We start from the raw sequence: 24,122 nt of genomic DNA on the forward strand, positions 1-24,122 counted from the left end.
TTTCCGGCGTGGCACAATTTCAGGGCAATCTGGACTCCTTTTGTGCATCAGATGGCGAGCAGGAGATGCTCCGGATCGCCGAGCAGCAGCTTGGCGACAACGCTCAGGCCCGCACGCAGTTCCCCCTCTGTGGTCGATCCGAGCGAGATGCGTACGGCCGGACGCCACGGCGTGTCGGCGATGCGGAACGAGGTGCCCGGCGCGATCGCCACGCCGCGCAGGCGCGCTTGAGAGACAAAGCTCTCCTCGGCGCGGTCGCCCGGCAGTTCCAGCCACAGATGGAGCCCGTCCCGGTGGACGCGATGGTCGACGCCCGCCAGGACTTCCGCGGCGATCTCCTGGCGCCGCCTCAACGCCTGGCGTTGCCAGTTGACCAGCTCCATCGCCGTGCCGTCATTCACCCAGCGTGTGGCGATCTCCGCCACCATCGGCGTCGCCATCCAGTTCGAGACGAGGTGGCGGTTGGCGACGGCGGCCACATAGCGGTCCGGCACGGCGAGATAGCCGATGCGCAGGCCGGGCACGGTGATCTTGGTGAAGGAGGTGACGTAGAGTGTCCGCTCCGGCGCGAAGGCGGCTACCGCCGGCGGCCGGCCTTCGACCAGCGGCCCCAGCACATCGTTCTCGATGATGGCGATGTCGTGCTTGCGCGCGACCGCGGCGATCTGCTCGCGGCGAGTGGCGTCCATCAAGGTCGCCGTGGGGTTGATCACCGACGGCTGCACGAAGACGGCGCGGATGTCCGAGAGACGGCAGGCCTCGTCGAGCGCTTCGGGGATCAGCCCATTGCCGTCGATCGGCAGCCCTTCCAGGTTGAAGCCGAGATAGCGCGCGAGCGGCACCAGCGTGTGGTGGCCGATCGCCTCGGTGGCGACGGTCGAGCCGGGCGGCGCCACGCTCATCAACGCCACCGTCATGCCGGCGGTGGCGCCGTTTGTGAGGCTGATGTTCTGCGGTGACGCCTCCAGCCCGCACAGCTTCAGCCACTCGACCGCGACCGCGCGGTGACGCGGGAAAACCATGTTCGGCCGGAACGACAGGGCCGAGCTGGACGGCAGGTTCTCGGCGAGCCAACCCAGCGCCTGCTTCAATTTCTCCAGATGCATCGGCTCGCAGACCGGCTTCAGGATGGAAAGGTCGATGACCTCGCCCAGCCGTTCCGGGATGTAGGGCGGCTCCGGTTCGCGGCGCTGTGTCTGCACGAAGCTGCCGCGGCCGACCTCGCCGGAAATCAGCCCGCGGCGGATCAATTCCTCATAGGCGCGGCTGACGGTCTGCACCGAAAGTTTCAGGTCGTCCGCCAGCCGGCGATGCGTCGGCAGCCGCGTGCCGTTGGCCAGCCGCCCGTCATGGATCGCGCGCGCGAACTGATCGGCCAGCGAGAGATAGGCCGGACGACGGATGAGAGCAGGATCTGGCTGCCATAATGTCATGACTTATTAGAGATCGAAATCAGTGCAATTGACAATCGAAATAATGCATCGTCATGGTGTCCTGAACGAAAGGCGGATACCGCATGGCGGCAGCGAAGCTCGACCCGATCGATCTCAGGATTCTCGACGCCATCCAGCGCGACGGGCGCATCACCAAGCTGGCGCTGGCCGAGAAGGTCGGCCTGTCGCCAACGCCGTGCTGGATGCGGCTGCGCAAGCTGGAGAAAGCCGGCATCATCTCCGGCTATCACGCCGCGATCGCCATGCGCGTCATCGCGCCGGTGGCGACGGTGCTGATGGAGGTGACGCTGGCCAACCACCGCCAGGCGGATTTCGATCGCTTCGAGCGCGTGGTGCGCGATGTCCCGGAGATTGTCGCCTGCTGGTCGGTGGGCGGCGGCGTCGATTATGTGCTGAAGGTGATGGCGCGCGACATCGACGCCTACCAGCGGCTGGTCGACAGCCTGCTCGAACGCGAGATCGGCATCGACCGCTACTTCACCTACATCGTCACCAAGACGGTCAAGGACGAGACCGTGCTGCCGGTGGCCGACCTGCTGCCGGAGCAACCTTGAAGTAGAAGGATTGTCTGCGACAGCCGGCCAATAGAGACAATCTCTCTCTATCAGCTTGCCGAAACAGCCTCTTTGTCTCGATCACGCGACTAGTCTCTCCATATCGCCCCGGCACCGGAGACCTGATCGATGTCCGCGCAATTTGCCCGCACCAACCACCATGAAGCGCTCGACCGCCTCGCCGATCGCCGGCTGTTGCGCGCGCTCGCCTATGTCGATGGCCACTGGACGGCGAGCGAGGCGGCCGAAAGCTTTGAAGTCACCGATCCGGCGACCGGCGCTACCGTCGCCTTTGTGGCGGCACTCGACGCCGCCCAGACGACGAAGGCGATCAACGCTGCATCCCGCGCGTTTCCTGCCTGGCGCTCTGCCCTGCCGCAGGAGCGCTCGAAAATCTTGCGAAAATGGTTCGATCTGATCGTCGCAGCCAAGGACGATCTGGCGCTGCTGATGACGCTCGAACAGGGCAAGCCGCTGAAGGAATCGCTTGGCGAGATCGACTACGCCGCCTCCTTCGTCGAGTGGTATGCCGAGGAAGCGAAACGCCTCAACGCCGAAGGCGTCACCAGCCATCTGCCGAACGCCGAGATGTCGGTGCGCCGCGAGCCGCTCGGCGTGGTCGGCGTCGTCACGCCCTGGAATTTCCCGTCGGCCATGCTCACCCGCAAGGCCGCGGCTGCGCTTGCTGCCGGCTGCACGGTGTTGGCGCATCCGTCCTCCGAAACGCCGCTGTCGGCACTGGCGCTGGCCGAGCTCGGCGAGCGCGCTGGGCTGCCGGCCGGCATCTTCAACGTCGTCACCGGTGACGCGCGCACTATTGTCGGCGCCATGTGCGCCGATGCGCGAGTCCGCGCCATGAGCTTCACCGGCTCGACCGAAGTCGGCCGGCTGATCGCCGCGCAAAGTGCTGCGACGATGAAGCGCCTGGTGATGGAGCTCGGCGGCCACGCGCCGCTGATCGTCTTCGACGACGCCGATATCGACAAGGCCGTCACGATCGCGCTCGATGCCAAATTCGCCACCTCGGGCCAGGATTGCCTTGCCGCCAACCGCATCTATGTGCAGCGGCCGATCTACGACCGCTTCTGCGCCGCTTTCGCGCGCCGCATCGAGAAGCTTCGCGTCGGCAATGGGCTATCCGCGGACGCCGAGATCGGGCCGTTGATGCATGAGCGCGCGGCCAAGAAGGTCGAGGAACAGGTCGCCGACGCAATCGCTCACGGCGCCCGTTGCCTGACCGGGGGCAAGCGCCACGCTGCCGGCCCGCTGTTCTACCAGCCGACGCTGCTTGTCGATGTGCCGGACGAAGCGCTGATCATGCGCGAGGAGACGTTTGGGCCGGTCGCCGCTGTGACGCCGTTCGACGATGAGGCGGAAGTCGTCGCCCGCGCCAACGCCACCGAATATGGCCTCGTCGCCTATGTCGTCACCGAGAACGGCGCCCGGCAGGCGCGCATGGGGCGTGCGCTGGACTACGGCATGGTCGCGATCAACCGGGTCAAGATCACCGGCGCGCCGATCCCCTTCGGCGGCGTCAAGCAGTCCGGCATCGGCCGCGAAGGTTCGCGCCACGGCCTCGAAGCCTTTACCGACCTCAAATACCTCTGCCTCGATGTAGCCTAAGCTGCGCAGGCCCTCATTCTCGTCAGGAGTCAAAAAATGCTCGAACAGTCCAATGAACTCTCCGCCTGGGATCGCGACCACTTCTTCCATCCATCGACGCATATGGGCACGCATGCTCGCGGTGAATCGCCGGCCCGCATCATGGCGGGCGGCGAGGGCGTCACCGTCTGGGACAACACCGGCAAGAAGAGCATCGATGCCTTCGCCGGCCTCTATTGCGTCAATGTCGGCTACGGCCGCCAGAAGATCGCCGACGCCATCGCAAGCCAAGCGAAGAACCTCGCCTACTACCACGCCTATGTCGGCCACGGCACCGAGGCCTCGATAACCCTCGCGAAGATGATCATCGATCGCGCGCCGGAGGGCATGAGCCGAGTCTATTTCGGCCTTTCCGGCTCCGATGCCAACGAGACCAACATCAAGCTGATCTGGTACTACAACAACGTTCTCGGGCGGCCGGAAAAGAAGAAGATCATCTCGCGCTGGCGCGGCTATCACGGCTCGGGCGTGATGACCGGCTCGCTGACCGGGCTCGAGCTGTTCCACAACGCCTTCGACCTGCCGCGCGCGCCGATCCTGCACACCGAGGCGCCCTATTATTTCCGCCGCGCCGACCGCTCGATGAGCGAGGAGCAGTTCTCGCAGCATTGCGCCGACAAGCTCGAGGAGATGATCCTCGCCGAAGGCCCGGACACGGTCGCCGCCTTTATCGGTGAGCCGATCCTCGGCACCGGCGGCATCGTGCCGCCGCCGGCTGGGTACTGGCAGAAGATCCAGGCCGTGCTGAACAAATATGACGTGCTGCTCGTCGCCGACGAGGTGGTGACCGGCTTCGGCCGTCTCGGCACCATGTTCGGCTCCGACCATTACGGCATCAAGCCGGACCTGATCACCATCGCCAAGGGCCTGACCTCGGCCTATGCGCCGCTCTCCGGCGTCATCGTCTCCGACAAGGTCTGGCAGGTGCTGGTCAAGGGTTCCGACAAGCTTGGCTCGCTCGGCCATGGCTGGACCTATTCGGCGCACCCGATCTGCGTTGCCGCGGGCGTCGCCAATCTAGAACTGATCGACGAGATGGACCTGGTGCGGAATGCCGGCGAGACCGGCGCCTATTTCCGCGCCGAGCTCGCCAAGGCCGTCGGCGGCCACAGGAATGTCGGCGAGGTGCGCGGCGACGGCATGCTGGCCGCGGTCGAGTTCGTCAAGGACCGCGACGACCGCGTCTTCTTCGATCCCGCGCTGAAGGTCGGGCCGCAGATCGCCACGGCGCTTGCCGCCAGCGGCGTCATCGGTCGCGCCATGCCGCAGGGCGACATCCTCGGCTTCGCGCCGCCGCTCTGCCTGACGCGCGAGGAGGCCGACATTGTCGTCGAAAAGACCGCCGACGCGGTGAACAGCGTCCTCGCCAGCATCTGAGAAGCGACATCCGAGAAACGACATGAATGCCATGACCAGAACCGTTCCCGCCACCATGGCCGCCGTGCAGCTTACCGGGCACGGCGGCTTGGAGAAGCTCGTCTACCGCACCGATGTGAAGGTGCCGGCACCTGCCGCCGGCGAAGTGCTGGTCAAGGTCAGCGCCTGCGGCATGAACAACACCGACGTGTGGGTGCGCCAGGGCGCCTATGGCACGGAGGAGGATGCGGCCGCGGTATCGACCTGGCGCCGGCAAGGCAACACGCTCACCTTCCCGCGCATCCAGGGCACCGACACGGTGGGCACGATCGTCGCCGTCGGCGACGGCGTGCCTGCCGACCGCGTCGGCGAACGGGTGATGGTCGACTTCTCGATCTACAACCGCGACGACGATTCGCTGGCCGACATCGACTATATGGGCCATGGGCGCGACGGCGGTTACGCCGAATACCAGGCGCTGCCGGCCGAGAACGCGCATGTCGTCGACACCGAGCTGAGCGATGTCGAGCTCGCCACCTTCTGCTGCGCCTATCTCACCGGCGAGCAGATGCTGGAGCGCGCGGCGCTGAAGGCCGGTGAGCGCGTGCTGGTCACCGGCGCCTCCGGCGGCGTCGGCTCCGGCATCGTGCAATTGGCAAGGGCGCGCGGCGCCGTCCCCTATGCCATTGTCGGCAAGGGCAAGGAGCAGGCCGTGCTCGACATCGGCGCCGAAAAGGTGATCACGCGCGGCGTGGCCGACCTGCCCGCCGCCGTCAACGAAGCGACCGGCGGCCAGCCCATCGACGTGGTCGCCGACCTCGTCGGCGGCGCCATCTTCAACGACCTGCTGCGCATCCTGCGGCCCGAGGGCCGCTACACCACGGCGGGCGCCATTGCCGGGCCGGTCGTGCAGCTGGATCTGCGCACCATGTATCTGAAGCAGCTCCAGCTCCACGGTTCGAGCCAGGGCACGCGCGCCGACTTCCGCCGCATCGTCCGCTACATCGAGGAAAAGAAGATCAAGCCGCTGGTCGGCGGGATCTACAAATTGTCGGACTTCCACCGCGCCCAGACTGACTTCATGGGCAAGGACTTTGTCGGCAAGCTGGTCGTGGTGCCGGATGCGATGTGGAGCGGCGCCTGATCCTGAAGGGAGCGCCCGGCGCGGCTTCAGCCGCCGCTATATCCAGCGCGGCGACTGCGGACGGCAAGCCGATATACGCCGGGAAGTAAACGCCTTCCAGGCGTGCGTGTTCGAGGACGCCCGGACAAACCGGGGCGTCCTCGCCTCGCAGTCGGCGATGCGCTTGCCCAGGTCATTGCGGCGTCCGGGCCTCTGAGCTATTTTAGCAGTTTATTGGATACGCCTGCCTGCCATCACGGGCGCGTTCCTTGCCGCCTTGGCAGATTGTGAAGTCTTTAACAGACCGCGATGCTGCAAGCTGAATTCTTGTGGCTGACAGGTCATAGCGGTTGGGGATTTTGCCATGCTGCAACGCTACGCGCTGATTGCGGCCTTGATCGTCGTGGGCCTCACGACGGTGCAGGCCCAGGCCGATCGAAGGGTTGCGCTTGTCATCGGCAATTCGCAATACCGCGAAATCCCGGCGCTCAAGAATCCCGACAAGGATGCCGAGGATGTGTCGAACACGTTCCGGCAGGCCGGATTCGATGTGTTCGTCGCCAAGGACCTGACCAAGCTCCAGTTCGAGAAGGAGTTCCGCAATTACCTCGCGGCGGCGGACGGCGCGGATCTGGCGGTCGTCTATTATTCGGGCCACGGCTTTCAGATCGGCGGCGAGAACTTCCTGATCCCGGTCGATGCGTCGCTCAAGGCTGCGGCCGACATCGAGGTCCAGGCGGTGAAGCTCGACGATGTCCTGCAGCAATTGCGCGCCAAATCGAAGATCCAGGTGATCATCCTCGATGCCTGCCGCAACAATCCTTTCCCGCGCAAGGATTACTGGCTGCGCGACCAGTTGATCGCGGCCGGCGGCACCGGCCTTGCGCAGGTGAAGAGCTCGCTGAACACGCTGATCGCCTTCGCCACCGAGCCCGGCGCCGTCGCCTATGACGGCTCCGGCAATCTCAGCCCCTTCTCATCCGCCTTCTCCCGCCGCGCGCTGGCGCCGAACCAGGAGATACGCTCCGTGATGGCGGCCGTGCGTCGCGATGTGGTCGAGGTCACCAAGGGGACGCAGGTTCCGTGGGAGAATTCCTCGCTGATCGACGAGGTGGTGCTGATGCGCCGAGCCAGCCGGCCGGCTTTGCCGCCGGTGCTGGAAAAGACGGTGCCGTCGGGAGTCGGGCCGGTCGCGCTCGACCTGCCCGTGCCCGTCGATGTCGACGGCGGCGCCATCACCATCAGCATCGAAAGGCCGCCGGAGCTGGGGCATCTGATCCTGGACGGCAAGCCGGTCGCGACGGGCCAGCCGATAGAGGGCAAGGATCTGCCGCGGGTCCAGATGGACGTGCCGAAGGTCGCCGACGCCGAGGACCAGGTCGATATGCTGGCCTATGCCACGCATGACGAATGGGGCGGCGGATCGCAAGGCATACTGGTGTTCCGGGTCAAGAACGGCGACGGCGCCGCCGGCAAGCAGCTCGTGGCCTCGCTGGAGTCCGAGCAGAAGCAGCAGGTGGTGGAGCGCGGCATCCACATCGCCGGCGCCGCCGACGCGATCGAGAACCATGACGTGGACGTTCCGGTCGGTGTCGGTCCGGTCCCGCTGAAGCTGGATTTGCCGACCAAGGATCCGGCGGTCAGCGTGAAGCTCGCGAGCTATCCGGCAACCGGGACGCTGTCCCTGCCGGATCGGACCCTGTCGCCGCAGTCGAGCCTGACGGCCGATGAAGTCGATAAACTGCGCTACGAGCCGCAGATAGGCACGGTCCAGCCATTGATCGTCGGCGTCGAAATCACGGCCGACAACACACCGTCAAAGCCGGCGACGATGAAGCTGTCGCCCAGTGTCGATCCGTGCGACCAGAAGGCAGGCGAGCCTTTAGACTTGCAGGGCGTCGTCCCCGGCCTGTTGCCGAATGAGATCGGCGCCGGCGCGGTGGACGCCTGCCGGGCGGCGGTGAAGGCCTATCCCGATGTCGCGCGTTTCCACTACGAACTCGGCCGCGCGCTGCTCGCCGCCGGCAAGGTCGACGAGGCGAAGAAGGCGATCCAGGTCGCCGCCGACAAGGGACATGTCCGCGCTGTGTTCGAGCTCGGCTATCTCAACGCAACCGGGACGGGTATGCCAGCCAACCGCAAGCAGGCCAACACTTTCTATGCGGCGGCGTCCGACAAGGGCGATCCTTATGGCATGACCTCATGGGGCCGCGCTTTGTTCAACGGCTACGGTGTAGACCGCGATACCGGCAAGGGGCTTGACCTGCTGCTCAAGGCGGCGGCGATGGGCCATACCTACGCGATGAACGATCTTGCGGCGATCTTCACTGAGGGCCGCAACGGCGTGCCGGCAGATCCGGCGCGCGCGGTGGCCTTCCTCAAAGCTGGCGTGGAGCGGCAGGATATGTATTCGATGAACCTGCTCGGCCGCAATTATCTCGCCGGCACGGGGGTCGAGAAGGACCCCAAGGCCGCCCTCTCGCTGTTCCAGAAGTCTATGGATCTCGGCCAGCCCTATGCGCCCGGCAGCCTTGCCCGCATGTACAGGGATGGAGTCGGCGTTCAGCAGGATCTGGCCGAAGCGCAAAGGCTTTTCGAGCTGGCGACCGACCGTGGCGATCAGTCGGCCGCCTATGATCGCGCGGCGCTGGAGATGCAAAGGGGCGACAAGGCCAATCAGGCGGTGGCCGCGCGCTACCTTGCTTTCGCAGCCGCGCTAGATCTTCGCAACGAAATCCCGGACGCAAAGGCGACGCTCGCGAAATTCGGCGCGAAGGCGAAGACAGCGGCTCTGAAACAGATGCGTGGGGAACTCAAATCGAAGATTTCGGCGGACGGCTCGTTGGACGATCAACTGGTCAAGACGGCCAGGGCGGTCTGGGAACAAGCCAATCCGCGCCGGGACTTGTTCTGATCAACAGGAGGCAAAAGTGGTGGGCTGGGCATCGAAACAGGTAATCGTTGGGACAACTTTCTCTACGGTTTTGGCGGCGCTCATGGGCTGTACGTCCATGTTGCCGCCCGGACCAGAGCCGACGCCGGTGGCGGCGAGACCTCAGGCGAAGGTCGTCCGCACCACGACGCCAAAAGTTGTCAAGCAACAGAAGGTCACTGCAAAGAAACTGATCAAACCAGTCAACGAAACCCCACCGGTCGTTGCTCCTTTGGGCGGTGGCGGTGGCTGGGGATAAGACCTCACTCTTCAGCGCGCATCCAACTCAGTGCTCACCTAAGCTGATCCAGAAAAGCGGGAACCGGCTTCGGAAAAGATCATGCGCCTCTAATACGCGTCGACCGATTGCCGCTGCGCTTCCATCTCCACCATCTGGATGCCCATTTCGACGAAGGCCGAAAGCACGGCGAAGCGGTCGGCGGTCGAGACGCGCGCCAGCCCCGCCAGAATCCCGGCATTGACGGCGTGGGCGGCGGGGAACCCGGTCGACAGCATATCGAAGGCCGGGTCGCGCCACGCCGCCGACAAGGCGATCCAGGCAGCAGGCGTTGCCGGCGACGGATCGACAGCGCTGCTGAGCACCGCCCGATGGCGAGGATTGCCGGGCTCGCTCACCCAATCGCTGACGAGCGCCAGCAATTCGAGATCACCTTCGGCAAGGAGCTCGGCGAGATGGCTCAGGCATTCATGCCCCCACCAGACGGCGGCGCGCTCGGGCAGCAGATAGGCGCAGAAGGTCACGGCCTCCTCCGGCACGCGCCCGGCGAGCAGCGCGCGGCAGAATTCCAGCGGAGGTTGGGCTACGGCCGGCGACTTCATGTCCCGGGCGATCGCGGGACAGGCAAGAAACAGATCCCTTGCCGTTCTGTATCCGAGTTCATTGGCCATCGCTGCCACACCCCGAGCATCGGCACAAACAGCACTGAAACCCGCGGCCAAGCGCCGGTCAAGCCTCAACCTTATCAGGCGGCGGCCATCGGCAACGTGCGCTTGTTCACAGACAATCGCTTTGGGATTTGATATAGTCCGCGCCAGCGAAAACCCGCTCGAACAGGTCAAAACAAGGAGTGACGGTCATGCGGTGGGGCAGCTCAGCCTTGGCATTGGCGGCCGTGCTTTTTTCAACGCACGTTTACGCCGATCCGCTTCAGAAATCGGAAGACATCGTAAAATTCTTCGCCGGCCAGGGTAATCTTGGCGCCTCACGCGGCATCTGCGTCGGCACCGAGGAAGAGTGCAAGAGCAAGGCCGAGAAGAGCGAGGCGCCGCCCCAGAAGGCTGGCCTCGACATGATGATCAACTTCGCCCTGGATTCGGCCCAGCTCGACCAGACCGCCCGCACGGAGCTGGACGAGTTCGCCAAGGCGCTTAAGGACAACCGGCTGAGCACGTTCAGCTTCGTCGTCGAAGGCCACACCGACGCGACCGGCACGGACAGCTACAACCAGGGCCTGTCGCAGCGAAGGGCGCAATCGGTGGCCGCCTTCCTCGAAGCCAACGGCGTTGAATCGGCGCGGCTCGAAGCGATCGGCCTCGGCAAGTCGCATCCGCGGGTCGCCAATCCATACGACCCGGTCAACCGCCGTGTGGAAATGCGCATCAGGACGGAATAGACGGCCACAGCCAAGCCGACCCGTCAACAGCGAAACAGGTCAAGGGGAGCTCGGCCAAGCGCCGGCTCCCCTTTGTTGCTGTTTGTTTCGACGCAATTCCAGGCGGAAAACCGCTTCACACTTTTCCCGAAATTGCTCAGCGATCAATTCTTGATCGCGTTGCCGATCACAACGCCGCTGCCGAAGATCAGCGCCTTGGTCAGGAAGTCGTTGTTTTCTCTCGGCGGCGGCTCGTCCTCGCGAACCACGGTGTCGCTGTTGCGGCGGCGCTGAACGACCTGCGTCTGTTTCCGGCGCGGCTTTTGCTGCGCCGTCGGGTCCAATGTGCGGGTCTTCTGCACGACCTGCTTCCTGGTCGGCGCGGCGCGCGCCTGGTCGGCGGCGTTCCTGGCGCGCACGGCATCCATCATCGGGTCGGTCTGGATCACCAGCAGAGCCAGCTGTTCGCGCGTCAGATAGGTGGTTGAGGGCAAACCGTTCTTGCCTTGCCAGACGCCGATCGCCTGGCGCGTCCTCGGGCCGATATTGCCGTCGACCTGGCCGAGCTCGTTGCCCAGCGCTTCGATGCGCAATTGCAGGTCGATGCGGCCGTTGCGGTCGAGCCCGATGGCGCTTTCCGTCAGCTCGGTGCCTTGCGTCTTTCTCATCTCGTCGGTGATGCCGACCGAGGTGCGGACGGCCGACCCGGGATTGGCACTGGCATCGTCCGCGCCGAGCGCCGCCACCTGCTTGCCCGTCGCCGGATCCTTCAGCTGGTCGATGTTGAGCTTCGCCACCGTGGCGAAACGGCCGTTCGGAAACTGGTCGAGATAGGCCTCGTAATAGGGGATGGCGTTCTTCTTCGAAGCCTCGTCCCAAAGCCGCTGCTCGACTTCCCAGGACGGCGGCTCGCTCGCCACGGGGGCAGGGGTTGCCGTCGCCTTGGCCGTGTCGGCCACCGGTGTCGCGGCGGGCGAGGCCGTTTCCGTCGCGGGCTTGCCGAGGAACACTTCGCGCCCCAGCGAGGCATTGTGCCATGGCCGCTGCCGGCCTTGCGTGGCTTCCGTCACCTCGCCGCGCACACGCGTCAAGGCGCTCTGGATCTCGACGCCCGGCTCGGTCAGGTGCTTGGCCAGAGCCAGCGAATAGGGGCTGTCGACGCCGTTGCCGTCGAAGGCGATGGCGCCCGGGTCGGTCGCATAGGCGATCAGGACGCCGCCCGTGCCCATGCCGTCGGCCTTTGCGTCGACCGGCGCGAGGCCGGCGCCGAGCGAGCGGCTCTTCGGCAGCGCCGCTGCCAGCGTGCGCGCCAGCGGATTGTCGCGGCAGGCGTCGAGGATGATGATGCCGACGGCGGGATCGGCCGGCAGCGCCGCCATGAATTCGTCGATCTGGACGGTACGCGTCTTGAGATAGGCCGGCGACGTCAGCTCCGCATCGACCGGAATGAGGTAGTTCCTGCCGTCGACCTGCATGCCATGCCCGGCATAGTAGATGACGGCGAGGTCGGCATTGTAGGATTCTTCGGTGAATTTGCTGATCAGGCTGTGCATGCCGGCATTGTCCTGGTCGACGCCTTCGATCACCTCGAAGCCGGCGTTGCGCAGCGTGGACGCGATAAGGCGGGCATCGTTCGCCGGGTTGGGCAAAGCGACGGCATTGACATATTTGCTGTTGCCGATCACCAGCGCGACACGCTTGCCGTCGGGCGTGGCGGCCTGGGCGCCGAACGCGGCGTGGAAAAGCAGGATCAACCCGCCCAAAAGGATGGCGAACGCTTTCATGGATCAGCCCTCCGCCCCTTGGGGCGCGTTATCGATGTCTGCGCATGCTGAATGTCGTAAGCGACAACGTCGCTTCTGCCAAAATCGTCCTTGAGCGTCTGTGATCTCGACCACAGATTTGGTTCACGGAGGCTCGAAATTTCCTCCGTGAGTATCCGCTAATTTACCATTGGCGGGCCTGAAAACCAATCGACCTTCCAGCTATGCGAGGTTGGTGAACCGGCTAACCGGGCTCCAGCGTCTCCTCGAGGGACCCTATAAGCGCGGTGATCGCCTGCTTGTATTTCTCGAATTCCGGCGACGTCTGCCGCACTTCGGTCGTGGTCGTCGTCGGCTGGCCCTGGTCGGTCGCCACGCGCGGCGCTTTCTGCCCCATCTTCCGCTCGGCCCAGTCGACGACATAGCTCGCGGTCTTGCCGGTGAGGAACGGGTTGGCCTGGATGACGGCCGATCCGAGCACGGCACTCAATTGCGTCGAGCCGGGCGCCGCCAGGACCTGGGCCGCCCCTTCCATGCCGAGGAAATGGCAAAGATAGAGGCGGCCGGCGGTGATCTGGTGGCCGCGCGCGCGCAGATAGGCCTCGCCCTCGCGCGCCAGGTTGCGCACCATTTCACGCGACAGCGTGGCGTCGTAGCGAAGCGCAAGCAGGTCGGCCGTCGAAAGCGAGCGCGCGAGGTCGGGCCGATAGGTGTTCATCATCCGGATCCATGTCTTGGAGATGAACTGGCCGGCGCCGGTCGCCGAGGAAAGCGGGTTCTTGGCCCGCGCGCTGCCGCCGCTTTCGACGTGCACGATCCGTTCCGTAAGCGTTTCGACGGCGGTATCGCCGGAACCGCCGGAGCTGACGGCAACGGCGGTGGCCACCGTGGTGACTGTCCCCAGCGGATCGATCGCCTCGCCGTTCTGGTAGAGCTCGAAATGCAGATGCGGGCCGGTCGAAAGCCCCGTCGTGCCGATATAGCCAATGACGTCGCCGGCCTTCACCTTGGTGCCGACGCCGCCTGCGATGGCGAATTTCTGCATATGTGCATAACGCGTCTCGCGGCCGTTGGCGTGCGTGATCTTCACCAGATTGCCGTAGCCGCCGCCATCGCCCTGGAAGGAGATTTGGCCGTCGAAGGCGGCCATGATCGGCGTGCCGACCGGCGCCGCCCAGTCGACGCCCTTGTGGATGCGGACCGTGCCCAGGATCGGATGTTTGCGCGGGCCGAAGGTCGAGGTCATCACCCCGGCGACGGGCGTGACCATGCCGTTGGTGACGGTCAGCGAGCGCACCTGGTCGTCGCCGGTCACGCAGGCATATTGGCCGTCGCTCTGCTGGAAGACGAAACAGGCGAGACTTCGGTCCGCGCCCTGGACGCCGACATAGAGCACCCGCCCGGAGATCTCGCCTTGGCCGCGCGGCGTCTGCGAATAGATCAGCACCAGGCGCTGGTCCTCGCTGGCGAAGGCGTCGAGGTCCTGGCCGCGCGACAGATACATGATCGCCTCGCCGATCACGCTGGTCGGCACCTTATTGCGCGCCGCCGTCGAATAGATCGCGTCGAGCAGGCGATACTGCCGCTTCGGCCCGCCCTGGTCCGAGGCGCCGGAATAGTTGAACAGGTCCTCGCGGACCCAGGGGTCGACACCCGACACGAAGGCGCCGGCCGCATTGCGCGTCAGCGTGCCGACATAGACGTTCTTGGCGTAGACGGAGACCTGCATCAGCGACATGGTCGTCGTTTCGCGGTTCGGCCTGAACCCGCGCATGGCGACGACAAAGCCGGCCTCCAGCCCGTCGCGGTTGAACAGCGTCTTCAGCGCCTCGCCGGCAAGCTTCGCGTCATCGGCGGAGAAATGCGCGTCGAGCGCCACGCTGTCCAGGCTGCGGTCGTTGAGGATCTTCACGAACGTGTCCTCGGTCGCCTCGAAGCGCTGATATTCGCTGGTGACGGTCGCGACGGTCGTGTTGTTCTCGATCGCGGTTTTCTTGAAGGCGGGGAGTGCTGCCTCGCCCTGGTCGATGGTCTCGCCCCAGCCGGCCTCGGGGTCTCCGGCGTCCGCCTTGGGCGCCGAGCCGGCATCGCTCTCGTCCGGCGCCGCCTGGAGATCGTTCTGCAGATCGCCCTGTTGATCGTCCGGCGCCGCGGCCGGAGCCGGCGGGGCCGGTTGCTGGTCGTCGGGCGCCGTAGCCGAAGGCTTGGGCGCGGCCTGCCGCTGCGCCTGGAAGAAGGCGAAATCCTCCTGCGTCGACGGGATCGTCGTCATGAACTTCTCGCTGGCGCTCAGCATCACGTCGGAGAGGATCTCGATCTGCGGCGAGGCCCCGGAACTGTCGAGCTCGGCCGGACGCGCGACGGTCTTGCCCTTCGTTGCGGTGTCGGCGTCGGGCGCAAGCGTGATCCACATCGGATCGCCGGCAAGGTCGATGATCGCCGGCACATAGACCGACGCGTCGGGCGGCACGTCTTCCATGCCCTCGACCGGATGCAGCTCCTCGTCCTCGTCGCCGAACGACCAATAGTCCCTGGTCAGATAGAAGCCGGTAGCGACGGCAACGACGGCGAGCGTGGCAAGGCCGGCAAGAGCCCGGCGCCAAAGCTTGCGCCGCCGCTCGGCCAGCCGCGCCAGCTTCTTCTGTTTGAAGCTCGTGTCGATCGCGTGCGTCACGGGCTGTTTCCGGTCAGGAAATAGGTCCAGCGCACCTGCTCGAGCGTATCGACCTCGACGAAGCGCGCCGCGATATGGCCGCGCTGCCAGCACTCCTCGATGCCGCGGATGGAAAAGCGCCGCCGGTCGATGCACATCTCGGTCGACCCGTCGAGGATCGCGTGGCCGAAGACGTCCGTGGCGTAGAGATAGATGTAGCGGTTGGTCAGCTCCTCGCGGATGACGTTGACGCACTGGTTGGCGCCGATCGTCCACCAGCCGTCCGTCTGGTCGGCATTGTCGACCTTCTGTCCGACCGCGAGATTGACGACGTCGAGCGTCTGGTTGCAGACGGTGAATTCGGCACGCGCCTTGCCGGGCGAAAGCATCGAGAACAGCGCCGCGCCGAGCAGCACGGCAAGCGTCATGCGACCCGGCAACGGCAATCGAAGCCGGCTACGCAGCTTGCGTGGCGAGGGCGGGCACAAGGAACGCGGGCTGCGAAGATCCATCGGCGTCCATGCTATCCGCCGAGCCGGAAATAGGTGGCTGTGGCAGAGAACTGCGAGCCGTCGGCCTCAATCTCTTCAAGGATCTTGGGCAACAGCTCCGAGGCCGGCGTCGGCCTCGAGAACATGGCGGCCTGGATGTCCTTGGGCCCGGTGATCACCAGCATGATCTGCGGCACCGCCTTGCCGGCCGCCTTGTCTGCGGCGGCAAGGCCGATCGGGATGTTGAAGGTCACCTTGTCGGTTTGCGCCACCATGCGGTCGTCAAGGTTGAAGGCGACGCCCTTGTGGTCGATCAGCATGATGTTGGAGACGAGTCCGCCGCCCGTATAGAGCGCGCCGCTGACCGGCGCACCATCCGGGATCGATGTCTTGTCGAGCACAAGCTGCGGCTTCGCGGCCGAGCTTCGGTCGAGGAAGCGAAGGAAAGTCGGCACGCCGCACTGGGAGAGCGTGATGAGGCGCACGCTGATGTCCGGCTCGATATGGAACCTGGTCTGGAAATCGTTGAGCAATTGTTCGAAGGGCTGGACCGCCGTTCCGTAGCCCTCGATCCTGGGGGCGCCGCCGGGTCCGGATGTCACGTTGGCGTAGAAGCAATTGCCGCCGCTGAAATCGCGCACCCAGGAGCGCTGCTCGTTCCACTTGGCCATGTCATCTTCCGCTGACGGAAGCGACGGCTTTGGCACATTGATGGCGACGTCGGTCTCGGGCTGCTTTGTCGCCGGCTGTTGCGGCTGCTGCGCTGGCTGGGTTGGCGCGGTAGACGTTTCCGGCGGGCTGGCTGTCGAGGTCTGCGCCTTCGGCGCTGATGGCGCAGGGGTCGGCTGCGTCGACGCCTGGCTTTGCGAAGCCGGGGGCGGGGATGGGTTCGGCTTGGGCAGCTTGGAAAGCATGTCCACGAGGTCTTTCACGCTGGGCTTGGCTGCCGGCGGATTTGCCTCTTGCGCCGGCTTGTTCTCAGCCGCCTGGCTCGGTTCCGGCGCCTTGACCGCCGGCTCGCTTGCCGGCCGCGTCGGCTTCTGGCCTTCGGCCGTTGGCCCGGGAGCCGGCGCAGGCGACTGTTGCGCTGAGGGCTGCACCGGCTTGGTCTCGACCTGAGGCGTCTGGCTTTTGGCCTCGCTCGCCTGCTGAGTGGCTGGCTGCTCGACGGGCGTCTTGGCCTCCGCATCCGATTGGGCGGATGGCTTCGCGCTGTCAGGTTTCGGTGCTTCCGGCTGAGCCGCGGCCGGCGCCTGCGGCTGAGGTTTCGGCGTCTCCGCTTGCTGCGCCTCGGCCACTGGTTTGGCGGTCTCGATGGCCGGCTTCGGAGTCAGCGGCTTGGGTGTCTGCGCCACCGGCGTGGGCGCCAGGACGCCACCGAAATAGAGGCCCGCCGCCGCCAGGACGGCGATCGCCGCGGCGCCGCCGGCGATGGCAGGCATGCGCGAAGGCTTTTTGGGCGCGGCCGGTGCGGGCGCGCTGGCTGGAACGGCTGGCGCCGCGGGCCGTGGCTCCGAAAGGTAGGCGGGGCGCACATGCTCGACGAAACGCGGTTCGCCGGAAGGAGCCGGTGTCTGGGGCTTGGAGTCCGGCGGCGCCGTCCACCCGGCGCGCGGCAGGCCCGAGCGTTCGCGCGCGCCGAACGGCACCGGCGGCGGCAATGTCGGCTCAAGATCCTCACCGCGCGTTGCTCGGGCGATCTCGGCCATGCTGGCCGGCCGGTCGCGCGGATCCGGTTGCAGCATGGCTTCGATGAGTTCTTGGAAATCGGGATCTATATCCGACAGGTCCGGTACGCTCCGGCGCTTCTCGATGACCTCGTACTGCGAGCCGCTCATGTCGAGCGGTTTGCCGCGCAGCGCCGCGGCCAGCACCAGGCCGAGGCTGTAGATATCCGATTGCTCGCTGACCTCGCCGCCATAGAGGCCGAGCTGCTCCGGCGAGACGTAATTATACTTGCCGGCGAATTTGCCGCCGATCAGCGTTTCGCCGCCGACGGTGGCCGAGCGCGCGATGCCGAAATCGATGATCTTGGCGCGCTCGACCCGGCCGCCGGGCAGGATGATGTTGTCCGGCGAGAGGTCGCGGTGCACCGCGCCCGCCTGATGCACGGCGCTCAAGCCCGAGGCGAGGCGGTGGCAAAGCCGGCGCACATCGTCGCTTGGCATCGGCCCGCGCCGCATCATGTCGAACAGCGACTGGCCGTCCACGAACTCCATCGCGAGATAGGGGCGGCCGATCCCCGTATCGATGGTGAACACGTGGTAGCGCACCACCGCGTCATGCGATAGGTGGTTGAGGATCGACGCTTCCTTGCGGAACAGCGACAGGATCGTCTGGTCGCGGGCGAATTCGGGCAGCACAATCTTGATCGCCACATGGTCCCCGGTCTGGATGTTGTGACCGCGATAGACCTCACCCATGCCGCCGGACGCGATCCTCTCGTCGAGCTCGTAGATGCCGCTGAGCTGCGTGCCGACCCCAGCATAGGTGACGTTCGCCGAGATCCGGGTCTTGTCGTCGTCGCTCATCTGGCCAGGCCCTCCGATGCGGACCGATCCGGATGGGGCGCGCCGTTGCGCCCGCCGCCGATCTTCACAAGTACGATGGTCACATTGTCGGTACCGCCGCGCGCCAGCACCGTATCCAGGAGGGCCTGGCATGCCGCCCGCGGCGTGGCGGACCTGGCCGCGGCCTCGATCTCGGTGTCGCTGACATGCGCCGTCAGCCCGTCGGTGCCAAGGACGAAAACGTCGCCCGGCATTAATTCGCCCTGCTGGAAATCGATCTCGAGCTCGTCGCTGACGCCGACCGCATGCGTGATCACATTGCGGCGCGGCCAGGTGCGCGCCTCCTCGGCGCTGATCATGCCGCGGTCGAGCAGTTCCTGCACCTCGGTGTGATCCTTCGAGACCTGGAAGATCGAGCCGTTGCGCACGAGATAGATGCGGCTGTCGCCGGCCCACAGGCAGGCGAAGCGCCCGTCCATGGCAAGCAGGGCCGCGAAAGTGGAGCCGATGGTGATGCCGCGCGATCGCGATATGCCCCGGATCTCGGCATTGGCGCGGCTGAGCCGGTCCTCGAAGCGGGCGCGAAGGTCCGGCGCGGAACTCGCGATACCGATTGTCGCCAGATGGTCGACGATACTGGCCGAGGCGACCTCGCCGGCCTCATGCCCGCCCATGCCGTCGGCCACCACCCAGAGCCCGGTCTGCGGTTCGATGAGGTAATTGTCCTCATTGTGGTCGCGCACGCAGCCCTTGTGGCTCACGCCGAAGCTGTCGATGGGAAGGCCGACAGTGCTCAATTTGCCACCAAGCGCTCGGCGAGCGTCCTCTGTGACCAGCCATGGGCCGCGTGCCCACGCCACTCTGCCATAAGCGTGTACATTAGAGTATCGAAATGAAGACGCGCTCCGGCCATCTCAGAACGCCTTCGGACAGCTGAAGCCTGACAAGGCTGGCAAGATCAGGGGGTTGGCCCCTGAGCCGGCCTGGATCGTGTAGGCGACATCGCGTCCGCCGATCACGAAGCGCGCCTCGGTGCTGGCGCCGTCGCCGCTGATCGTCGCCTTGTCGAAAAGCCGCTTCAACGCCCACGGCCCTTCGAATTTGAGCGCCGACTCGCGTCCGGGCATTTCCGGCATGAGGCTGAGGCTCGCCGATCCGGACGCGGCGCCGCTCGGCCATGTCACGATGCTCGGCGCGTTGCCGGCCTGGGCGCTTTGCACCGTCTGCCCGTCCACGTTGAGCACCGCGCTGTCGGCTTCGCTGTTCAGCGAGGTGGGTGTGAAGGTGATCGACACCAACGGCGTCGATCCGCCCGACGGGAAGAAGGCGGCGCGGATTTCCGCCGCCGCCTGGAATGCCTTCAAGGTCGATTTCGCAAGGTCCTTGCTGGAGCGCGCATTCTGCTTCCAGCTCCATTCCTGCCCGGTCATGTCGATCAGCGGCGCAAGGTTCTGCGCGAAGAAACGGTCCATCAGGCCGCCAGGCGCGAACAGCTTGGCGAAATCCGCCATCGAGATGTCCTCGCTGCTGTCGCCGGCGAAGGGATAGCGGCCGTTGACCGCCTCCTCGCAGGCGCGCGTCACCGTCTGGTCGAGGCTCTGGTTGAGGTTGGCGATCGAGGTCTCCGCGACATTGCCCTCGAATTCGTCCGCCGCCGCATTGACCATGCGCGCCAGCGGCTTGGGCAGACGCGAGACATTGGCCCGCAAGGTCGAGATCTGCAGCTGCAGATTGGCGTTGACGCGTTCGGTCTGCGTGGGGACATCGGCGGCGAGCTTCACGCTCTGAAAAATGTCGTGGAAGTTCTGCGTCAGCGCATCGAGCGGCCGGCGCCCGGGGTTGCCGCTGACCAATGCCTGGAACGAGCGGAACTGCGCCTCGACGCTCGCGCCGGCATTCTGCGCGACGGCCGCGCTTGTGCCAGCGCGGCTCTGCGACTTGCCGCCGGCGATCTGCAGGCCGATGCGGGCGAGGCCCTTGGCCATGCTCGCGGGATCCGGCTCAGTCGTCCCGGTGTCGCCCTGGCCGGCGGCAGGGTCCTTGGTTAACGCGGTCTCGTCGGCGATCGCCGTGAACAGCTGGTCTAGAGGCGAGTCCGGCGCGGCTAGGGCGGAAAGCGCGAGATATTGCGGCTTGTCCTTCAGCATCGCCTTGAGCTTCAGCTGGTCGAGCACGCCGTTCCAGGCGGCGGCGAATTCCTTGCCGTAGCGGTCGATGAGTTCGGGACCGAGCTTGGGCAGGTCCTGGTCGATACCGCCCTGTTCGCCGCCGCCGCCGAGCACCCACCGGTCGTCGACGAGCATCTGCGCGATGCGCGACAGCTGCGGCAGGAAGAAGCGGTTGAACCCGGCACGCGTGTAAAGGCCGGGAACGCGGAGATCGGCGAGCTCGCTGCCGTCTATGCGCTCGAACAACAGCTGCGCTTCCGGACCGGCTTTCGCGGCGACGGAGAAATCCTGCAGCCTCGCCGCGTAGAGCGCCGACTTGATCTGCGCCGAGGCGCGGTCGGCAAGACTCATGCGTCCGAGCGAGCGCTGCGCGGCCTCGACCAGCGGCTGGTTGAGCGCGAAGGTTGGATCATAGGCGTCGTCGAGCGCAAGCATGGCGCGCAGATGCTTTTCGAGCTGCGCGCGGCCCTCGCGGTTGTTCTCGCCGGGATAGCGGTTCTCCTCCCAATCCTGCTTCATCCAGGAGACGATCAGCTCGTCGTCGACCTTCGGCGCCTTGCCGCCCAGCATCAGATAGATCTTGAGCGGCTCGTAAAGCGCTATCGGATCGGCCATCCTGGCCTGGATCGTCCGCTCGGCCTGCACCAGCAGCCGCGAGCGGAAGCTTCGCTCCAGTGCCTGCCGGTAGGCGGTCTTGGAAGCCGACAGCAGCCGCTCGCGCTGGCTGAGCCCGAACGTCTCCTCGATCGGCCTGCCCTGGTCGCCATTTTCGAAGCCCGCCGGCAGGTTGCGCAGCTGATCGAGCGGACCGATGACGTTTTCGAGGTCGACGTCGGTCACCGTGGTGCTCTTCAGCAGGCTGTCGGCGCTGTCGCGATAATGCGCCATGGCTTGCCTTGTGGAGGCGATCAGCTCTCTGTTGGCGAAGAAGCTGAGGCCCAGCACGCCGAGCGCCGACAAGGCAGCCAGCGCGATCGCGGCCAGGCCGCCGAACCTGGCGAGCCGGATGCGGCGCTCGGCCGCCCTGTCGAACGAGACCCAGCCGGATTCCGGGAAGATCACCTTGGTCAGCAGGTCGTGCAGGAAGAAGCTCTTGCCGACGCCGGAAAGATGCGCCTGCGAAGCGCTGCCGAAACTGCGGCCGATCGCGCCCAGCACCTGGTCGAAGGGTGTCCCTTCCTGCGTGCCCGACGAGAAATAGAGCCCGCGCAGGCTGACATTGACTTGGCTGCGCGATGTGTCGAACAGGCTGCCGATGAACTGCGTTATCCGGTTCTTCAGCGCGCCGAACTGCGCCGGGAAGCCGAACAGCGCGATCCGCGCCACCGGGTCGTTCTCTTCCTGCAGACGGTCGGCGACCTCTTCGGCGAGCCGCGTCGCCAGCCCGTCGAATTCCGCCGGCGCTTGACCGGCCATATTCCTGGTGCGGTCAGCAGTCTGGAATGTCGCGCCCCACACCTTGCGCCGGCGCGCCTCGTCGAAATCGCCGAAATAATCCATGAAGCCGGCGACGAGATCGGCTTTGGTGAAGAGCAGATAGACCGGGAACTGGATCTTGAGCGTCTCGTGCAATTCGCGCAGGCGGCTCCTGATCTCGGTGACATGCGCGTCGAGCTGCCGGTCGTCGAAGCCGATGAGATCCGAGAGGCTGATGGCGAGGATGACGCCGTTGATCGGTTGCCTGGTGCGGTGTTTCTTGAGCAAGCCCAGGAAGGCGAGCCAGCTCGCTCTGTCGCGCTCGCGGTCGGACTCCTGCGTCGTATAGCGGCCAGCTGTATCGATCAGCACCGCTTCGTCGGTGAACCACCAGTCGCAGGACCGCGTGCCGCCGACGCCGGCCACCGGCTGCGCGCTGCCAGAGCCGGCAAGCGGGAATTTCAGCCCGGAATTGACCAGGGCCGTCGTCTTGCCGGCGCCGGGCGGGCCGATGATGATGTACCAGGGAATGTCATAGAGGAAATTGCGCTTGCCGCTCGTCCGCTTCAGCGTCGCGATGGCTTCGCTCATGCGTGCTTCGAGCACCTGGGAATCGTCGTTGCGCTCGTCGCCGCGCGCGATGGCCGCTTCGAGCGCCTTTTGCGCCTTGCGCCGCTGCCAGAAGCGGATCCCGTAGAACAGCGCGAGCGCCGCAACGCTGACGCCGATGATCGTGGCCCTCAGCCACACAGGACCAAGCGGGCGCGTATCGGCAAAGCGGATCAGCGGTCCGGCATACCAGACCGCCGCCGAGAAACCGGCAAGCGCAGCCAGGCTGAAGATCCGCAGCATCCAGCGCATCAGCCGCCGTTCTCCACAGCACTGGTCTGCAAGCTCTCCTGTTTCGGGATCATCACGTCGACGCGGCGATTCTTGGCGCGGCCGTCCGCCGTGCCGTTGTCGGCGATCGGTTCGTCCTCGCCCTTGCCGTCGGCACTCAGCCGCGAGGGGTCCTTCACCTGCTTGGCCATTATTGCCTGGACGGCCTTGGCGCGAGCGACCGAGAGGTCGAAATTCGATTTGAACTGGCTCGATTTCTTCGGCTTCACATTATCGGTGTGGCCGACGATCCGGATCGGCCCGGATTCGGCGTCAAGCGTGGTGGCGATGTCGGTCGCGATCGGCTGGAACTGCGGCTTCGGCTCCGCCTGGCCGGGCGCGAATAGAAGCTGGTTGTTGATCTCGATGACGATGAAAGCGCCTTTCTCGCCGACGCTCAGCCCGCCTCCGGCGATCTCCTTGGCAAGGGCGGCGCGGATGCGGTCGATCTGGGCGGTGTCCGGAACAGCGGGCGGCGGCGGGGCGGCTTGCTCCGGCTCAGTGGGCGCCGCCACGCTGGCGCGCTCTATGGTGACGGGCGTCGATGGATTGAGCGCCAGCAACTCGCCAGCGGTCGCGTCGCCTTCATCGGTGATCAGCACCCGCAGCCCGAAGAAGGCCGCCGTGACCAGCGTCGCCGCGGCGGCCGCGACCGCCCAGAGCGGCAGCCGCGCCCTCGGCTTCGGCAGCGCCGCCGCCATGCCTTGCCAGTGGGGCGAGATGTCTTCGCCGGCGCGCGGCTTGAAGTAGCGCAGCGTGTCGTAGACGTCGCGCCGGACGCGTTCGAGCGTATCTCGTTCCTTGGCCAGCCCGCGATACTGGCCCTCGAAGCCCACAGACAGGCAGGCATGCATCAGTTCGAGCAGGTCGTAATGCGCTTCCGGCGTGGCGAGGATGTTGTTGAGCGCTCCGTAGAAACCGGCGCCGGTCGGTTGGGTGTGAAAGAACCGCGCCACCAGGGCGTGCTGAAGCCAACTGTCCTTGCTCGGCCAGGGCAGATTGCCGACAAGGTCGTCGGCGGTTTCGCAAAGGGCGAATTTGGCGATGCGTGCGTCTTCCTCGGCTACCCCTGCCTTCGCGATTGAAAGGTCGAAGGTCTCGATCGCGTCGGCAATATGCTCCGCCAAGGGTGCGGCTTGCCGGTCGACCGGCATCAGCCGCAATTGACCGAGAAGCATCAACAGCGGGGCCGCCGCGGCAAGGATCGGATTGGCGGCAGCGTATTTCACGCTGGAGGCGGCGTCGAGCAGGGCATCCTGCTGCACCCCCGGCGCCGCATTTGCGGCCGCTCCCGGAGCTGGCCCTTGGAAGAGCACGGTTCCGGACGACCAGCCGGTAGGCATCTGCCGGCCGCCACCGGGATCGAACACCGTCGCTTCGCGGGAAGGCGATAGAGCTGGCCGCACGCTTTCCGGACCGGATCCCTCGGCAGCCGCAAGGGGTTTCTGCTTCGGTCGCGGCGCGCGGATGACGGTCTTGTCCGCCGGCCCGGAGGGGTGGTCCTTCGAGCTCATCGGCGGCGCCCCGCGTTCAAGCCGCAAGGGGCAT

General features: G+C 65.8%; 15 protein-coding genes. 6 read left to right on the plus strand and 9 right to left on the minus strand.

Going from position 1 to position 24,122, the window contains the following annotated elements; genetic code table 11:
* Positions 1 to 47 precede the first annotated feature (47 nt).
* Positions 48 to 1,433, minus strand: coding sequence for a PLP-dependent aminotransferase family protein (locus E5X34_RS01715; RefSeq protein WP_292560197.1), 1,386 nt, complete (start codon positions 1,431 to 1,433; stop codon positions 48 to 50).
* An 83-nt stretch (positions 1,434 to 1,516) separates the two neighbouring features.
* Here E5X34_RS01715 and E5X34_RS01720 point away from each other — a divergent pair, with 83 nt between their 5' ends.
* The 5 genes from E5X34_RS01720 to E5X34_RS01740 all read left to right on the plus strand — a co-directional run bounded on the left by E5X34_RS01720 (position 1,517) and on the right by E5X34_RS01740 (position 9,063).
* Complete coding sequence (locus E5X34_RS01720) at positions 1,517 to 2,008, plus strand: Lrp/AsnC family transcriptional regulator (RefSeq protein ID WP_292560199.1); 492 nt, start codon at positions 1,517 to 1,519, stop codon at positions 2,006 to 2,008.
* A gap of 129 nt (positions 2,009 to 2,137) precedes the next feature.
* Positions 2,138 to 3,631, plus strand: a complete 1,494-nt coding sequence (locus E5X34_RS01725) for an NAD-dependent succinate-semialdehyde dehydrogenase (RefSeq protein WP_292560201.1) — start codon at positions 2,138 to 2,140, stop codon at positions 3,629 to 3,631.
* 36 nt (positions 3,632 to 3,667) lie between these two features.
* Entirely contained in the window at positions 3,668 to 5,047 is a 1,380-nt protein-coding gene (locus E5X34_RS01730) for an aspartate aminotransferase family protein (protein WP_292560204.1), read from the plus strand.
* Positions 5,048 to 5,069: 22 nt separating this feature from the next.
* Entirely contained in the window at positions 5,070 to 6,170 is a 1,101-nt protein-coding gene (locus tag E5X34_RS01735) for an alcohol dehydrogenase family protein (RefSeq protein WP_292560207.1), read from the plus strand.
* Between the two features lie 343 nt (positions 6,171 to 6,513).
* Entirely contained in the window at positions 6,514 to 9,063 is a 2,550-nt protein-coding gene (locus E5X34_RS01740; protein ID WP_292560210.1) for a caspase family protein, read from the plus strand.
* Positions 9,064 to 9,429: 366 nt separating this feature from the next.
* Here the strand turns inward: E5X34_RS01740 and E5X34_RS01745 are convergent, their stop codons facing one another.
* Positions 9,430 to 10,041, minus strand: coding sequence for a hypothetical protein (locus tag E5X34_RS01745; RefSeq protein ID WP_292560213.1), 612 nt, complete (start codon positions 10,039 to 10,041; stop codon positions 9,430 to 9,432).
* A gap of 173 nt (positions 10,042 to 10,214) precedes the next feature.
* On the opposite strand from E5X34_RS01745, the gene E5X34_RS01750 reads away from it, so the two are divergent.
* Positions 10,215 to 10,715 (plus strand): OmpA family protein, encoded by a 501-nt coding sequence (locus E5X34_RS01750; RefSeq protein ID WP_292560215.1) that lies wholly within the window; start codon positions 10,215 to 10,217, stop codon positions 10,713 to 10,715.
* Between the two features lie 143 nt (positions 10,716 to 10,858).
* On the opposite strand, the gene E5X34_RS01755 is transcribed toward E5X34_RS01750, so the two are convergent.
* The 7 genes from E5X34_RS01755 to tssL form a co-directional block, all read right to left on the minus strand.
* A complete protein-coding gene (locus tag E5X34_RS01755; RefSeq protein WP_292560218.1) occupies positions 10,859 to 12,478 on the minus strand; it encodes a caspase family protein in 1,620 nt (539 codons plus the stop codon).
* A gap of 223 nt (positions 12,479 to 12,701) precedes the next feature.
* Positions 12,702 to 15,131 carry a M23 family metallopeptidase gene (locus E5X34_RS01760; RefSeq protein WP_292560222.1) on the minus strand — a complete coding sequence of 810 codons (2,430 nt, stop codon included), beginning with the start codon at positions 15,129 to 15,131 and terminating at the stop codon, positions 12,702 to 12,704.
* The gene (locus E5X34_RS01765) at positions 15,128 to 15,622 is read right to left on the minus strand and encodes a DUF1036 domain-containing protein (protein ID WP_366664864.1); all 495 of its coding nucleotides are present in this window, start codon (positions 15,620 to 15,622) and stop codon (positions 15,128 to 15,130) included. The genes E5X34_RS01760 and E5X34_RS01765 overlap by 4 nt, the downstream gene beginning before the upstream one ends.
* A gap of 11 nt (positions 15,623 to 15,633) precedes the next feature.
* Positions 15,634 to 18,132 carry a serine/threonine-protein kinase gene (locus E5X34_RS01770; protein ID WP_292560229.1) on the minus strand — a complete coding sequence of 833 codons (2,499 nt, stop codon included), beginning with the start codon at positions 18,130 to 18,132 and terminating at the stop codon, positions 15,634 to 15,636.
* Entirely contained in the window at positions 18,129 to 18,908 is a 780-nt protein-coding gene (locus E5X34_RS01775; protein ID WP_292560231.1) for a PP2C family serine/threonine-protein phosphatase, read from the minus strand. Before E5X34_RS01775 ends, E5X34_RS01770 begins: the two co-directional genes overlap by 4 nt.
* 117 nt (positions 18,909 to 19,025) lie before the next feature.
* The gene (tssM, locus tag E5X34_RS01780; protein ID WP_292560234.1) at positions 19,026 to 22,556 is read right to left on the minus strand and encodes a type VI secretion system membrane subunit TssM; all 3,531 of its coding nucleotides are present in this window, start codon (positions 22,554 to 22,556) and stop codon (positions 19,026 to 19,028) included.
* Complete coding sequence (gene tssL, locus E5X34_RS01785; protein WP_292560237.1) at positions 22,556 to 24,088, minus strand: type VI secretion system protein TssL, long form; 1,533 nt, start codon at positions 24,086 to 24,088, stop codon at positions 22,556 to 22,558. The genes tssM and tssL overlap by 1 nt, the downstream gene beginning before the upstream one ends.
* Positions 24,089 to 24,122: the final 34 nt, after the last annotated feature.

This window comes from Mesorhizobium sp. (assembly GCF_004963255.1).
Classification (GTDB): domain Bacteria; phylum Pseudomonadota; class Alphaproteobacteria; order Rhizobiales; family Rhizobiaceae; genus Mesorhizobium.